Origin of the sequence: Alicyclobacillus herbarius DSM 13609, assembly GCF_000430585.1 — a bacterium.
In the GTDB taxonomy this organism is placed as follows: Bacteria; Bacillota; Bacilli; order Alicyclobacillales; family Alicyclobacillaceae; genus Alicyclobacillus_G; species Alicyclobacillus_G herbarius.
In genome coordinates this window covers 191343-206881 of sequence record NZ_AUMH01000003.1, presented here as the reverse complement: position 1 = coordinate 206881, position 15539 = coordinate 191343, and the positions used below count along the sequence as shown (strand labels likewise).

Sequence of the window (15539 nt, the reverse complement as noted above, 5' to 3'; positions counted from 1 at the left end):
GAAGGCGTTGGGGGCATCCCCCAACCAGATGCGGACGGATATAAAGTTTTCAAGGAACAAGCGCATGACAAAGAAGCGGAGTAGCCGTCAAGCGACTCCGGTGACTCAACCGATAACAATCATCCATGGGTCGATGGGAACCTCCCCATCCATGGGTGAAAACGGGTATTGCGATACTGCGAGATTGTTTGGATGGGGAAGCCCCATCAACCACTTCCCATCCTCCTGAGCAGCTGTCTCATTCGGATGGGTCTTGAGCCGGCTCTGGAAATTCTCCAGCGCTGTTCCAGCAGTTCCGGACCTACTGGAAATTCGACGAAGGAGAACTTCTACTACCATCATACGAGGAGGCTGAAAGAGATGGATGATGTCCGCTACCCAATCGGGAAGTTTGAACCGGTAGCAAATGTTTCTTTGGATCAACGGAATGCTTGGATTACCGAACTTGCTGAAGCACCTTCGAGTTTAGAACGTGCCGTAGATGGGCTGACGTTAGAGCAGTTGGACACACCGTATCGGACTGGTGGATGGACTGTACGTCAAATTGTCCACCATTTGGCCGAAAATGACATGCTTGTCTATGTCCGATTCAAATTTGCGCTAACAGAAGACAATCCACAAATCAGACCCGCTTTAGAAGGTTTATGGGCAGATTTACCGGATCGGAATGTACCCGTCGAGGAGTCTTTGCAACTATTCAACCTCATTCATGCACGGTGGGTGGCTTTGCTTGAGGGGCTAAGGAGCGATGACTTCTCTCGTACCTATGTTCACCCTGTAAGTGGCGTGTGGACGTTAGACAAAGCCCTCGGTTTATATTCCTGGCATGATCGACATCACACGGCTCAAATTACATTCTTTCGACAGCGAATGGGTTGGTAGCAGGTCGCTGTTTCCCACTTCGTTAGACTTGACGAAATATACAGGATTATTGGCTCGTATTTTAGAGAAGTAAGAAGGGGGGGTTCGAAGGCCGCTCCCTTTGCTGCAGTTCATTTATACGCCCTAGTAATAGAGGTGACGCCTATGTGGAAGTCTCGAAGTGTAATCGTTGAATCCGTTTATATTGCCGACCAACAGAACACCTTCGTAACGAGGAGTGTTTCGAATATCCAAGTGGATTACGGTGGCATTCCAGGTGACCTCCATTTCGGCCTCACCAAGAGGGCTGGCGTGCGGGAACCGATGTATCCACGTGGTACAGAAATTTTCAATCGGCGGCAGGTCACAGTCGTATCGATGGAAGAGTGTGCGTTGATTGCCGAAGAACTTGGCGTCCCTGAGGTCCTGCCCCAATGGCTCGGGGCTAACATCGCTCTTCGCGGATTCCCGAATCTAACGAAGCTGCCCGTTGGTAGCCGGATTTTCTTTCCAAGCGGCGCTGGACTTGTGTGTGAAGGGGAAAACCTACCGTGCACCCAAGCCGGTAACATGGTACAGGCCAACTATCCGGACGTTTCCAAGCTCTCGTCCCGATTCGTCCGACATGCGCTTGGTCGACGTGGGATTATCTGCGTCGTGGAACGACCAGGAAAGATCTGTGCGAGCGACACCGCGAAGGTAGTTATTTACAATCCGCCAGTTTGAGTCCTGAAAGGTGCGTAGTGTAGAACAGTACGATTGTGACAATTAAGTTCGGAAAGCCTATCGTGCACAACACATACGATGACCGTGCTATCCCGGTCAGTCTGCATGGAAGAAGGGGGACGTGGCAGGTCGCGAAGCGTATGCTGGAGGGTAAACCTGTCATCATCCATGGCGATTTGGACACTCCCTCATTTTGAAGGGGATTTCGTGCGGATGGTGACGTTTACCAACTGCGAAAGCGTAGAGCTGTTTGTGAACGACGAGTCGATGGGGGAGAAGTCTTTGTCCGACTTTCCCGATCATATGATGACATGGTATGTTCCCTATGTCCCTGGGACGATACGGGCGGTCGGGAAAAACGGCGGGATCATCGCCTGTTCGCATGAAATGGCCACCGCGGGGAAACCGTACGGCCTCAGCTTGCGAGCGGATCGGCCCGCTCTCGCGAAGGATGAAAATGACATCCACGTCGAAGTGACGAGTACAGATAAAAAAGGGTTGGTCGTCCCGGACGCAGAGAACGAGATTACGTTCGATTTGCGCGGAGAAGGCGCGATTCTTGGTATAGACAACGGGGACCTTACGAGTGACGAATCATACAAAGGAAATCGGAGAAGGGCACATGCGGGAAGGTGCTTGGTCATCGTTCGCGCGAATGGGAATCCGGGTACCATCCATGTGACCGCCTTTGCCGAGGGGTTAAAACCGGGCGTGGTCACGATGGTTACTGAGGGTGATGTCGATAAGAAGTAAATCATGTGTGCGTGTGCCAGCATCGTTCCCAAAATTCTATTCTGGCTCTTTCTTAAGGTAATATAGAGTCAGTGCACTTTGGCCTTTGAGTTTAAGCGCCTAGTCGGAGAGAAGGAGGAGACAAACCGTGAGAACGATGAAACTTGGAACCAGCACCTTAGAGGTGCCGGTCGTTGCCGTCGGTTGTATGCGCATTCAATCGCTGAACAAGGCTGAGGCTGAGCGTTTTGTCCAAACCGCGCTCGAAGAAGGCGCGAATTTCTTCGATCACGCCGACATTTACGGCGGCGGTGCGTGCGAGGAGATGTTCGCGGACGCCATCCATATGAACGACGACATTCGTGAAAAGGTTATCCTGCAGTCCAAGTGCGGCATTCGCAAGGGCATGTTCGACTTTTCGAAAGAGCATATCCTGGAGGCGGTCAACGGGAGCCTGAAGCGGTTGAAGACCGATTATCTGGATGTCCTGCTGCTGCACCGTCCGGATGCGCTCGTGGAGCCGGAAGAGGTGGCCGAGGCTTTCGACATTCTCGAGAGCTCGGGAAAAGTTCGGTACTTCGGTGTGTCCAATCAGAAACCAATGCAGATTGAGTTGCTGAAACGATGGGTCAAGCAGCCCATCGTCGCCAACCAACTGCAACTGAGCATCACGAACGCCACCATGATCTCCAATGGCATCAATGTGAATATGGAGAACGATTCTGCGGTAGACCGGGACGGCAGTGTACTCGATTACTGCCGACTCCACGACATTACCATCCAACCTTGGTCACCTTTCCAATACGGCTTCTTCGAGGGTGTGTTCCTCGATAACGACAAGTTTCCGGAATTGAACCGGAAGATTGACGAGATCGCCAACAAGTATGACGTGAGCAACACGACCATCGCGATTGCGTGGCTGTTGCGCCATCCCGCAAAGATGCAACCCGTCATTGGCACGATGAATATACAGCGGTTGAGGGATTGCTGTAAGGCAAGCGACATCTATCTGACGCGGGAAGAGTGGTACGAGATCTACCGTGCGGCAGGAAATGTGCTGCCATAGTCTAGCAGGGCTTCTCTTGTAAAATCCATGAAGGCACGTTGTGCAGGCGTAAGCCATTTGTCCTTGCGCCAGCACATTTGGGTAACCACCGGGAACTCGGGGCCACGCCAGGCAAGTGGTCGGAGCAGGCCGCTTTCTACCTCTGACTTTACGGCCATCGCGGGTAACAAGGTCACACCAAGGCCCGCGATGGCAAACTGCTTTATCGCTTCCACACTTGCAAATTCAATCTTTGGATTCGTACACCCAGCCGCTGCCAACGACTGCTCCCACATCAAGCGGTAGCTGCAGCCAGGTTCTGTGACCAGGATGGTTTCCCCGTCAAGGTCACAAGGCGATACGGACTTTGTCTCGACAAGCTGGTGATCCGGATGGGCCAGAAGCAGCATCGGCTCCGTTTTCAGTGCTTCACAGGAAAGTCGATCGTCTTCGCAACACTCTTCCAACGTGAACGCTAGGTCTAAATGCCCCTGGGCCACCTGTTTGCGAAGATCAGCGCAGATGCCGGTACGAAATAAAAGCTCCACTTGTGGGTACTGAGCTCGAAACGCCATGAATACCGGTGCCAGACGGTACGTGCACAGGCTCTCAACGACCCCGATGGTGAGCGTGCCTCGTGGATCCGTATCCCCCGGCACGACCGTAAATGCCTCTTCGGTCAGCCGCAAGATGTCATCCGCGTATCGCAACAGCCGCTCTCCCGCCTCTGTCAGGCGGATTCGCTTGCCGATTCGCTCGATGAGCTGCACTCCAAATTCGCGTTCTAAAGTCTGGATTTGAGCGGTTACACTGGATTGAGCGTAGCTGAGTCGTTCCGCCGTCCGTGTGTAACTCAGCTCTTCCGCCAGGGTCTTGAACGTGCGAAGGTGCCGAAGTTCCACTGGAACTCCTCCTATCGATCCAATCGATAAACCGTATCTGAACTATCGTATGACAAGATGATACCACGGCGGTAAGGTGGATAGGGAAGATAAGGCGATAGGAGGCACTTGTTTCATGAGCGATTTACAGCTTCACCGGCGTCTGACGTGGGTGGAGGGCAGCGCTCTGGCGATTGGCGCCGTACTCGGGTCCGGTGTTCTTATCTTGCCGGCCATGACCGCACAACAAGCTGGCCCAGCGTCTATCCTGGCATGGATCTTCGTTTCCCTTTTATCTTTTCCGGTTGCCTGGGTCATCGGGACCTTGGGAGCGAGCTATCCTCATGCCGGAGGAATCGTCGAATATGCCCGTGTGGCATTCGGATCGACAGCCGGCCGAATCACAGCCTGGCTTTGCCTCGGGACGATTCCGATTGGGGTACCCATCATTGCTTTGGTCGGAGCCGACTATGTGGCCGCGGTGTGCCAATTCCCGCATTGGACCGCACTCGGGTTGGCCGCCCTCATGCTGGGAGGGTCCCTCTACTTGCATCGGCGGGGAATTGGGTTGGCAGCGTGGACACAAGTGCTATTTCTTGCGATGATTGTCTTGTTGATGTTCACGGCCATTGTGGCGGCGGCTCCGCACATGAAATGGGCCAACTTTCATCCGCTGGTTCCCTACGGCTTTCGACCGATATTCTCGTCCGCTGTGGAGATCTTCTGGTGCTATGTTGGATGGGAGATGATTGTCCACCTGGCTGAGGAGTTTCAAAACCCCGAGCGGGACTTGCGGCGAACCTTTCTAACGGCGCCGCTTCTCGTGGCCGGGTTATATATCGCTTTATCCGTCGTGACGGTGGGGACGCACGCATACGGAAGCAAGGAAGTGGCAGCCCCGCTCAGCCAGCTGGTCACGGTGGGTTTGGGGAGATTCGGCAGCATTGTGACTGGGGTGGCCGCGCTTTTCATTACGATAGTCGCCATCCACGGGAATGTGGGCGGCTTTTCCCGAATGGTGTACAGTCAAGCACGTGATGGGGTGTTTCCTGACATCTTCGCTCGGTTACATTCTCGGTTCCACACTCCCACCATTGTCCTGTATGCTTTGGGAATCGACTTTGTCGTGGTACTCACCCTCTACATGGTCTGTCATGTGAGTGTCGGTGCGCTCGTTCCGTGGCCCAGCGTCTTGTTCTTAGTCCTGTACATGATTGCCATGGCGTCCGCACTAAAATTGGTCGGTCGTTCCAAGCCCGGTGCGAGAATCATGGCATGGATTGCACTTTTGAGCAGCGCGGTCTGTATCCATTCAGCGGATGGGCGTGCTTGTATCCTGTGACACTTGGGCTCATCGGTTGGGGAGTCTCACGCAGGTTTTTGAAGAACGAAAGTGAAGATGCATCCCGTCGGCTAACAAGCTTGCCGCGGGGGAAGGGGGATTCGTTATGACCGATCATGTAAGACCGACGCAAACATGCCTGACGGACGGCGAGATTACGATTCGCTCGATTGAAGACCGTGACTACGTAACCTTATGGCAGTACATATACGGAGAACCCACTCCGGAATGGAAAAAGTGGGATGCACCATATTTCCCCCTCGAGTATCAAGACTTTGATTCGTTTTGCAACGAGCTCAAACAGGAATTGTCTAGGGACGACGAGGTTCCGTCGCGGTGCGCGCTTGAGGTCTATGGAAAATTGATTGGCACGGTTTCTTATTATTGGGAACACAGAGCGTCGAATTGGCTGGAAGTGGGCATTGTCATTTACGATCCGGCTTATTGGAGCGGAGGGATTGGAACACGGGCGCTGCGGCTGTGGATAGGTCACTTGTTTGAGTCGATGCCGTCGCTGCCGAGAATTGGACTGACTACCTGGTCGGGCAACCAACGAATGATGCGGTGTGCGGAAAAGCTGGGTATGAAACTGGAAGGACGTTTGCGAAAGTGTAGGTACTATCAGGGACAGTATTATGACTCGATTCGGATGGGAGTCCTCCGAGAAGAATGGGAGTCCCTCACCTCGATTTCGGATAGATCTCCAACCGAAGGCTGCAGGTGTTCGAAATAACTCTTAGACCGCGCGATAGTGTAGCATCTCACATTCTGGAGTGACGTCGGGAGTGTCGATTGTGGATACTGCAATCATCGTTGAAATGGAGCATGCCTACAAGAGTTCGTTTGCGCACGCCAAGTCGCAGGACTGGGGGTATTTGTACTGGAACGAGAACAATTCCCGCAGGAGTGGCCTGTCTGTTCATGCACGGTCGCCACGCTCGAGTCGAGTCTGTCGGCATTGTGGAGGCGTTTCGCGGACGCGGATTTGTCAGACCCTTGTTGCGACGGGTGCAGGAAGAGGCGAAGATTCGCGGTTGCGCTTCATTATGGGTTTTTCCTATCGATGACGTTGCCAAGCGGATCTATAAAAAGTGTGGTTTTCAGACGTGCGGCTATCTGGAGAGTGCGCATGCGTATAAGGAGACTGAGTCATTTTCGGTCGAGTCCGATCCCGACGAAAAACCGCGGTACGGACGGATCGGATGAAACCTCTAGATAAAAGGTGGGACTGAGTTGGAATACACCGAATCGAAACTGAACTTTGCGGATTCTCTATCGCCAGCTCCGGATGAAACGCCATCGACTGCAGTGATGGGTATGAAATTCGACCGTTTCAAGGGGCTTTCCATGGTGCTTCTGGGGGCTGTGCTTTGGGGGGTGTCGGGGACGATTGCCCAAGTGTTGTTTCAGCGGTACGGGTTCACGCCCGGTTGGTTGGTTACGGTGCGCATGAGTGTAGCGGGCCTACTGCTTTTGGCGGCGAGTGCCATCAGATCCGGTCCCAGGCAGGTACTGGCGGTGTGGAAGGATAAACGAGACGCTGGAAAGCTGGTCCTCTTCGGGATTGTCGGTTTGCTGGGGGTACAGTACTCCTATTTTGCGTCCATTTCCTATGGTAATGCCGCCACGGGAACGATACTTCAGTACATGGGTCCCATGTTCATCACCGTGTACGTCGCATGGCGCACGCGGCGCATGCCGAGTGGCCCGCAGGTGTTGTCGGTCGTTCTCGCGCTTATTGGTGCCTTTTTTCTGGTCACCAATGGCGATATCCACAGCTTTTCGGTGGCTCCTTTGGCTGTCCTATGGGGAGTGGTGTCCGCCATTACGCTGGCCTTCTATTCGCTGTACCCGCAGCCTTTGTTGCACAGATACGGTGCAGCGACGGTTGTGGGCTGGGCGATGTTCATTGGTGGCATCGGGATGTCCTTTATTGCGCCACCTTGGTATTTTACCGGCCAGAGTTCACTGGGCATCTGGGGTCTCGTTGGTTTTGTCGTGGTGTTTGGAACCCTGATTGCGTTTTACGTCTATATCGCGAGCCTGAAATATATCTCCGCTTCTGAAGCAAGCGTCCTGTCGTGTGGTGAACCGCTGTCTGCTGCCATCATTGCGGTTGCGTGTTTGCATGTGCACATGGGCGTACTTGCCATGCTGGGAGGGGCGTGCATTCTTGCCACTGTGGTCATATTGGCGCGCCAGCCCGCGGCAGCCAGATAGAGCTTGCCTCTTTGAGCAGTGCCTGTTCCACAGTTGAGGCTCTATGGCCCACAGTGTCCGCATGGCCTTACTTAGTTTGCGATAGATGCGGGTCTTACGTCGAGGACTCATCCTCCTGAAAGAGTTCCTGAAGAATGATGATAAATTGACTTTGCTTGGTTTGCTCGTGCTGCCAAAGAATCCGGAGCAAGGCCAGTTGTCGGGACAAAGACAGGGCAGCCTCGAGAGCGGGGCGGCTCGGCTAAGGGCGAATATATGTTTTGCCGGCGCCACGATTCAAACAGCCGCCACCAAGATGAAAAAAGATTCCTCTACCTCTTTCAGATAAAAGTTGCTAGAATATGTATAGTTTCGCGATCAAGGGTTAAGGGTGGACGAGATGAAAAAACGAAAAATGTGGCTTGGGGTGGCTGGTGTCGTGTGTGTTGGCTGGCTTTGGAGTGGGGACGCAATGGTATGGGCCAGCCAGACGCCGCCTAGTTCATCGTCCAAGTCTTCGTTTGTGGCGCGGATGAATCTCCTTGGTGATATGGCGAAGCAGGATTACGTTCCCCATGAATTGGTGGTTCAAGTTCGTGCAGGGGTTGCGGAAACTGAAGTGCGACAAGTAGCGGCCGAGGTGGGGGCGCGTGTTGGTGACCACCTGCCGGTGGGTGACTTCTATGTCTTTGATTTTTCCTCCGATAGTCAGTTGCTCTCTGCTCAGAGTCGTCTTCTGCAGACCCCGCAGGTCGTGTCGGTTTCGCTCAATCACACGCTGCACAGCGAATGGACTCCTCATGATACATATTATTCGAAACAATGGTACCTCAGAAAGATTGAAGCCCCGAAAGCGTGGGATATCACGCGCGGGTCTTCATCCGTAACGGTTGCCGTGGTGGATGATGGTGTCGATGTCAGCAACTCTGAATTTCGTGGTCGCATCGTGAATCCGTATGACGTGGTGGACGATATGCCTGATTACATCCCCGGCGATCACGCTACGCACGTTGCGGGTATCATTGCTGCGTCGATGAACGGCCACGGTACCGTCGGCGTTGCACCCAATGTCCGTATCCTGCCGGTCAATGTTTTTGTAGGGGAAGAGGCGGACGATATGGACGTGGCCAGGGGAATCGTGTATGCGGTGAACGAAGGCGCGGACATCATCAACCTCAGTCTCGGCGGGCCAACCGCTTCCGAGGTTCTCAGTTACGCGGTGAACTATGCCGAGGAGCACGGGGTGTTAGTGGTCGCGGCTGCGGGCAACGACCACACCTCGGCCGCAGAATACCCAGCCGCACTGCCTGGTGTGATAGGGGTCAGCGCCACTAACGAGTCGGACAAGCTGACCAGCTTCTCCAACTACGGATCGTACGTGGATTTGGCAGCGCCTGGTCAGGATATACTGTCCACAGTGGTCGGCGGATTCGCATGGGCGGATGGGACTTCTATGGCGGCCCCAGTGGTCACTGGCACCGCCGCTCTAGTGTTGTCGAAGAATCCATTCCTCAGCCCGAACCAAGTGTTTTCCATCCTGAAGAAATCGGCCATCGACCTTGGGGCACGCAGATGGGACAAGTACTATGGCTACGGTCGCGTCGACGCTTATCGGGCCCTGCGTGACACGCCGTCTCCCGTATCGGACATTTCCGCCTCGACGGGGTATGTCATGAAGGGGACAAACCGCCTGCCGCTGTCGTTTCACACCACCGGATACAGTATTGTCTCTGTATATGTGGAGGACAGCCATCACCATGTGGTGCGCAGACTCCTATCAAATAAACTTTGCTCAGGCGGCACCATCCGAACGTCTTGGGATGGCTTGACGGATCAACATAAGCGGGTGGGAAGCGGAACCTATACCCTGATTGCCAAACTCACCAATGGGCATCAGACAATGTACAAGCACAAAACGGTCAAGGTGACGGATGATACGCCGCCTATACTCACGCTCGGTAAGTCTTCGCTCGATTTTTCGCCGTCTGTGCAGCACACGGTGCAAATCCCGTTTCACCTTGATAAGTCGGCCCGGGTCACAGCCAAACTCTATGCATCCAATGGGAAATACCTTGAAACCATTGCAGACAAAAACTTCTCGGCTGGGAATCAACATCTGACGTGGAATGGGGCGGGGCCTAGGGGCAAACGATTGATGGAGGGTAGTTATCGCTTGCACCTGGACAGCCAGGCCGCAAATAAGCGCCATGGGGCAGAGCGGTCGATGACAATAACGCTGGACACCCGTGTCGATGCATCGGCAAAGGCCACAACGCAACGCTTTCGGGCCACCGGTAAGAATCAGGTGACCAGTGTCGTCACGGTGGGTGAAACCGTGTCAGCCACCGCGGGCGTGCTCGACGCGCATGGTCATTTGATCAAGACGTTATGGACCCATCGTACCCTGCGTAAGGGGACCGCCCAGCTTGCCTGGAACGGCAGCACAAACAGCGGCCACCTGGCGCCCGAAGGTGCGTATCAGTTCACTATTACCTTCCAGGATGTCGCTGGTAATCAGAAGACCCTGACGACGTCACGGTTTACGCTCGAGGATTGGCGTCCACCGGTGGTGACAGCGCCTGCGGATATCAAGGTGAACACGAGCACCAAATTCCCCCTGTCGGTCACCTACTCCCTGAACAAACCTGGACAGGTGAGCGTCGCGATTCAGCAAGGTTCACAGACCGTGGCTGAACCCGTGACGAATCAGAACGAATCGGCGGGGAGCCATACGTTTACTTGGAATTTGCAGAGTAATTCGGGCCAACACCTGCCTGACGGGGATTACACGTACAGGGTTGTACTGCGCGATCACCACGCACAGCAAACGGTGGCAAAGGGCACGATTCACGTGGATCGGGCGAAGGTGAACATTGTGGCTCCGGACGTGGCCCAACTGGACGCCTCGGGGACCATGTTTGGCGACAATGTCTATGCCAAGGTTTACTATCGTTTGGACAAGCCGGCCCAAACAACCATTCAGGTGTTGGATGAGAGTGGGCAAGTGGTTCGGACGATTGCGTCAAGTCAGCGTCAGTCCGCTGGCATTCACTTCTTCACGTGGGATGGAAATGATAACGACGGATTTATTTGCGATGTGTGGTCGGGTACGTTTACGTATCGGATTCGCACGGTCAGTGAAGCTGGGAACGTGAGTCAGATCCAAGGGACTCTGAGTGCAAACCCGCATCCAGGTTGGCTCAATTCGCAATCTGTACAGCTTATCCCTGATGATGCATATCCATGGGAACACGATGCATTGAACCTAACGGTGGACCTGAACCATCCGATACAGGTGGCCCTTTCGGCCTATGATCTCTCGGGTCAGGAAGTCGTGGCCCCCAAACCCCAGACGGTTCAGGCGGGGATTTCGACTATCACTCTACAGAAGCCAGCTAATCGGATTAGCGATGATCTGTGCTATTGGATTGTGTATACAGATGGTTTGGGGAATAAATGGCAGTGGTACATGTATGAGTGGGGTTCTCTGACTCCGGTTGGGCAATAAGAGGTTGGAACAACTGGCCCAGCTACAGCAAGGAAACTGGGCCAGTTTTCGTGAGCCCCCAAGAGGCTTAACTCCGCTCCTGAACAAGGACGAACGAGTTGCCCTCGCTGTCCTTGAAGATGGCTTGCCTTCCCCACGGTTGGTCGGTTGGGGGTTCGACAAATTCGACACCGCGAGCGGTAAACTCCTTATACACTTCGTCAATGTTGTCCGTACTGAGGGACGCCATGGCAAATCCTCCGACGCGATCGCTCATACCTGGCGGCGTAAACAGCACGAACGCAGTCTCACGTCCCGGCCAGGCCACCTCTATCCAGCGAGATCCGTTTCCAAACGGTTGGTCGGTTAAGACTTCGCACCCTAATTTCTCAGTGTAAAATTTAAGGGCCCGGTCCTGGTCGGCGACCGGGATCGTGCAAAACTTAATCTTAATCATCAGGATCCTCCGTTCCGTATTCTCTTCTTATCCCAAGTTCGTCATGCTCAGGATATCATGGGGGCGCGGGCAAACAGGTCATCACACCTGTATCCCACACTCCATTTGCAAGAGTTCAGCCTTCAACTCGAGCCCGCCCGCATAACCCACCAGGCGCCCGTCTTTGCCAATCACTCGATGGCATGGGATGACGAACGGAATCGGGTTGGCGGCGATGGCGCCGGCGACCGCTCGCACTGCCTTCGGTCGACCGATGCGCTCCGCTACGTCCGAATAGGAAACCGTGCATCCATAGGGGATACGCTGCAATTCTTCCCAGACTGATTTTTGAAAGGCCGTTCCGAAAAGGTCCAGTGGAAGGGTGAAGGTTTGCCGGCGTCCAGCAAAGTACTCCTGCAATTGCAGGGCGTACGATTCTACGCGACTCGGTTCCTCCAGCAGGGCCTGAGTCCTAGCTGTGTTTTTCGCCCAATCCGCAAAATTGTCCCACGATTCGTTGGGCAGGGTGATGGCGCACAGACCAGCATCGGTTGCAGCGATGAACAACTCATGACAGCGGTAGTTCATTCGTCCCCAATAGATCAATCTTGACATGGGCGTTCACCCCCCAGTCTATTCAGCGTTCAAGAAGTTCCATCACTTCGGAAAATAATCTTCGACAAGAGACAGTTTCAGTATAGCTGACTCAGGTACAAAGAGGTAGGACGAGAGAATAAGACCGCAAGATTATGGCGTGTGTTATACTACGAAAACACCCGATTTTTTTGCCGCTATCCCGGCCATGAAAGGAGGAGCGTGGTTCATGGACCTCGATATCCAACCTCTGCAGACAGAGCAAGACGTACAATGGCTAACTGCCCTTTGGCAGGCAGAGTGGGGCGGAGACATGATGGTTAGCCGAGGGCATGTCTACCGTCTGGCCGATTTACAGGCGATCATCGCCAAGGCGGATGGCCAGCCCGTAGGGGCGGCCACCTATCGATTCGACGAGGAGAACGGTTGTGAACTGATGAGCCTCAATGCCGTTCAATCGGGCAGCGGGGTGGGAACCGGGCTTCTCCGCGAGGTTGAGCGATTCGCCAAACAAAAGCGGTGTACCCGTGTCTGGCTGATTACGAGCAACGATAACTTGGCTGCGATGCGCTTTTACCTGCGCCGTGGATACCGCTTCGTGGCTGTACACCAGGGGGCCATCGACGAAGCGCGCCGGCTCAAACCAACCATTCCACTCGTGGGCGATGATGGGATAGAGATCCATGACGAGATTGAACTGGCGAAGGATGTTCGCTGATTAGACAGCTTTCCCATAGGAATTCTATTGGCCTGGAGTTCGCCTGGCCAGAAAGGTGGCGCGGACAAGAGCGGAAAGGCATACAATAGGGTATGGGTGATTTGTCGGAGAGGAGACTGCGGATGAAACGAATCTGTGTATTTGCCGGTTCAAACCTCGGTGCACATCCGAAATACCAGCTCCACGCGCGTGAGCTTGGCCAGGTTATCGCGGCCAATGGATGGGAACTCGTCTATGGCGGATCGAAATCCGGATTGATGGGGGAAGTGGCTAACGCGGTCCTTGATGCTGGCGGAACGGTGATTGGAGTCATGCCTACTGGGCTGTTCCGCGGTGAGGTGGTCCACACAGGATTGTCCCAGCTCATTGAAGTGAAAGATATGCATGAACGCAAGGCCACGATGGGGAACCTCTCAGACGCTTTTGTGGCCCTACCAGGAGGGTATGGCACGTTCGAAGAACTGTTTGAGGTGGTTAGTTGGGCCCAATTGGGTATTCACCACAAACCGATTGGTTTGTTAAACGTGGCGGATTATTACGTTCCCTTAATGGATTTGGTTCATCACGCGGTCCAAGCCGGATTCGTGCGTAAGGCCTCCGAACAACTCCTTGTACTTGGCAACGACGCACAAGACCTGATGGAAAAGCTCAAAGCCTATCGTTCGCCCATCGCCAAACCGCTATGGCAAGCCTCCTCGACTTCTGACCTCTCTCACTGAGCGCGACGACACCCGATAAACCATTTCCGCCGCTTATGAGAGTCCATGCCCTTCAGCGGGTATGCAAGGCTGTATGGCAAGGGCGGCGGACAAGGGTCCTGGTATAGAGTTGCGCTATCCCCATCCGTATGACTCATCTCATACTAGCGTACACCCAAGACAGATTTGGGCACGTTCTGGATACGGATCATGACAAAGATTTAATGTGACATTTACACAAACTTAACAATCTATATGTACCCTTATTACGAACTTTATATTGTACAGGAAGGATGGTGCAAGTACGGTGGTATCGTCGGAGCGCCAATTGGAGAGAGGTTCCGACTCCATTTCACAAGCTCTCGATCAGGCGCCGCTCAGTCTGTTTCACCTACGTGCCGTACTTATCGCCGGACTCGGATTTTTTACGGATGCATATGACTTATTCATCATTGGACCGGCTCTGGTACTGATTCGTGGGGAATGGCACCTGTCGACCTCAATGGTCGGATTGGTCGGAAGCACCACACTGATTGCAAACTTTGTCGGGGCACTTGTCTTTGGGCGTTTGGCTGACATCTTAGGCCGGAAAAAGCTATACGGGTTGGTCGCGGCCATCATGACGGCCGGGGCTGTCCTGTCTGCCCTGGCTCCAAATTTAGCCTGGCTGCTTGTCTTCCGGTTTATCCTGGGACTGGGTATTGGTGGCGATTATCCTATCAGTGCGGTCATCATGAGCGAGTATGCCAACGTCAAAGACCGCGGCAAGCTGGTCGGTATGGTCTTTTCGATGCAGGCCCTCGGCTTGATTGCTGGCCCTATCGTCGCTATTACTTTGCTGGCCAGTGGTTTACCGCATGACCTCATCTGGCGTATTCTCTTAGGACTTGGCGCGATACCTGCGCTCAGTGTCATTTATGCACGATCCCGGATGCCCGAATCACCGCGATTTCAGGCCCAGGTACTTGGACGGGCGACTACCGCTGCCCAGTCGTTGGGTGAGTATACCCAGGGACAGGTGGCGGCTACGGCGCGTGCGGAAGGGGGCCGGGCTCGGCGCATGACGTTGCGCGAGTTTTTGACCCATGGCCATATGCTGAAGGTCTTAATCGGTACGGCCGGCACGTGGTTCCTGTTTGACTATGCCTACTACGGAAATTCCATCTCGACTCCGCTTATCATGCAGTGGGTGGCTCCACATGCCGATTTGTTACAGAGTGAAGCTTGGACGCTCATTGTGTTTGCCATCGCGGCTTTGCCTGGGTACGCACTAGCCGTCGCGAAAATTGATAAGGTCGGACACCGTCGCCTGCAGATGCTAGGGTTCGCCGTGATGGGCCTCACCTTTCTCGCTATGGGTGCGGTGCCCGGCATGACGCAACAGGTCTTGCCGTTTCTCGTGCTTTACGGAGTCAGCTACTTTTTTGCCGAGTTTGGTCCGAACATGACCACCTTTGTGTTAGCCGCCGAAGTGTTTCCCGTCAGCGTCCGTACAACTGGGCACGGCTTGTCCGCAGGTGTGGCCAAACTAGGGGCATTCATCGGCGTTTTTCTCTTTCCAGTCATTCTGCATACGTTCGGGTTACGGGGCACGTTTATCATCACGTGCATTTTTTCTGGACTTGGCTGGGCCTTGAGCTGGCTGGTACCAGAACCAACGAATCGTTCCATTGACGATCCGTCTCTCCTTGACACTGAAGCCTCGCGAAAGCCTCGCGAAGCGCGACCGTACTCAACCGTCGCGAGGGCGAAGTGATTGGATAGGAAATCGGATAGAAAGTCGGGCGGTTCCATGAGTGAAGATGCCGACGAGGGGCAAC

The 15539-nt window shown here is 54.1% G+C and carries 15 protein-coding genes; 12 read left to right on the top strand and 3 right to left on the bottom strand.

Annotation, left to right across the window (positions count from 1 at the left end; all coding sequences use genetic code 11):
• Window positions 1–360 precede the first annotated feature (360 nt).
• From H522_RS0103550 to H522_RS0103535, 4 genes are all read left to right on the top strand, one after another.
• Window positions 361–882, top strand: a complete 522-nt coding sequence (locus H522_RS0103550) for a YfiT family bacillithiol transferase (protein ID WP_026961247.1) — start codon at window positions 361–363, stop codon at window positions 880–882.
• 144 nt (window positions 883–1026) lie between these two features.
• A complete protein-coding gene (locus tag H522_RS0103545) occupies window positions 1027–1587 on the top strand; it encodes an MOSC domain-containing protein (RefSeq protein WP_026961246.1) in 561 nt (186 codons plus the stop codon).
• Window positions 1588–1800: 213 nt separating this feature from the next.
• A complete protein-coding gene (locus H522_RS0103540) occupies window positions 1801–2340 on the top strand; it encodes a DUF4982 domain-containing protein (protein ID WP_245578003.1) in 540 nt (179 codons plus the stop codon).
• 127 nt (window positions 2341–2467) lie between these two features.
• Entirely contained in the window at window positions 2468–3385 is a 918-nt protein-coding gene (locus tag H522_RS0103535; RefSeq protein ID WP_026961244.1) for an aldo/keto reductase, read from the top strand.
• Here the strand turns inward: H522_RS0103535 and H522_RS17385 are convergent.
• Window positions 3355–4266, bottom strand: a complete 912-nt coding sequence (locus tag H522_RS17385) for a LysR family transcriptional regulator (protein WP_035452356.1) — start codon at window positions 4264–4266, stop codon at window positions 3355–3357. The two genes, H522_RS0103535 and H522_RS17385, sit on opposite strands and share 31 nt — an antisense overlap.
• 115 nt (window positions 4267–4381) lie before the next feature.
• On the opposite strand from H522_RS17385, the gene H522_RS17380 reads away from it, so the two are divergent.
• The 5 genes from H522_RS17380 (at window position 4382) to H522_RS20300 (ending at window position 11294) form a co-directional block, all read left to right on the top strand.
• The gene (locus H522_RS17380) at window positions 4382–5587 is read left to right on the top strand and encodes an APC family permease (RefSeq protein WP_051343794.1); all 1206 of its coding nucleotides are present in this window, start codon (window positions 4382–4384) and stop codon (window positions 5585–5587) included.
• Window positions 5588–5693: 106 nt separating this feature from the next.
• Window positions 5694–6320 (top strand): GNAT family N-acetyltransferase, encoded by a 627-nt coding sequence (locus H522_RS17375; RefSeq protein WP_051343791.1) that lies wholly within the window; start codon window positions 5694–5696, stop codon window positions 6318–6320.
• A gap of 92 nt (window positions 6321–6412) precedes the next feature.
• A complete protein-coding gene (locus H522_RS17370; protein ID WP_155836156.1) occupies window positions 6413–6793 on the top strand; it encodes a GNAT family N-acetyltransferase in 381 nt (126 codons plus the stop codon).
• 27 nt (window positions 6794–6820) lie between these two features.
• Window positions 6821–7807: a DMT family transporter gene (locus H522_RS0103510; protein ID WP_425386992.1), complete on the top strand. Its 987-nt coding sequence runs from the start codon at window positions 6821–6823 to the stop codon at window positions 7805–7807.
• Window positions 7808–8186: 379 nt separating this feature from the next.
• Window positions 8187–11294 carry a S8 family serine peptidase gene (locus H522_RS20300; protein ID WP_081411834.1) on the top strand — a complete coding sequence of 1036 codons (3108 nt, stop codon included), beginning with the start codon at window positions 8187–8189 and terminating at the stop codon, window positions 11292–11294.
• Between the two features lie 67 nt (window positions 11295–11361).
• Here the strand turns inward: H522_RS20300 and H522_RS0103495 are convergent, their stop codons facing one another.
• Both H522_RS0103495 and H522_RS0103490 read right to left on the bottom strand, forming a co-directional pair.
• Window positions 11362–11730 (bottom strand): VOC family protein, encoded by a 369-nt coding sequence (locus H522_RS0103495; protein ID WP_035452354.1) that lies wholly within the window; start codon window positions 11728–11730, stop codon window positions 11362–11364.
• 81 nt (window positions 11731–11811) lie between these two features.
• On the bottom strand, window positions 11812–12324 hold the full coding sequence (locus tag H522_RS0103490; RefSeq protein WP_026961241.1) for a methylated-DNA--[protein]-cysteine S-methyltransferase: 513 nt from the start codon (window positions 12322–12324) through the stop codon (window positions 11812–11814).
• 208 nt (window positions 12325–12532) lie between these two features.
• On the opposite strand from H522_RS0103490, the gene H522_RS0103485 reads away from it, so the two are divergent.
• The 3 genes from H522_RS0103485 to H522_RS0103475 all read left to right on the top strand — a co-directional run bounded on the left by H522_RS0103485 (window position 12533) and on the right by H522_RS0103475 (window position 15475).
• Complete coding sequence (locus H522_RS0103485; protein WP_035452353.1) at window positions 12533–13021, top strand: GNAT family N-acetyltransferase; 489 nt, start codon at window positions 12533–12535, stop codon at window positions 13019–13021.
• A gap of 122 nt (window positions 13022–13143) precedes the next feature.
• Window positions 13144–13740 carry an LOG family protein gene (locus H522_RS17360; protein ID WP_051343785.1) on the top strand — a complete coding sequence of 199 codons (597 nt, stop codon included), beginning with the start codon at window positions 13144–13146 and terminating at the stop codon, window positions 13738–13740.
• Window positions 13741–14026: 286 nt separating this feature from the next.
• Entirely contained in the window at window positions 14027–15475 is a 1449-nt protein-coding gene (locus H522_RS0103475) for an MFS transporter (RefSeq protein WP_211230640.1), read from the top strand.
• Window positions 15476–15539: the final 64 nt, after the last annotated feature.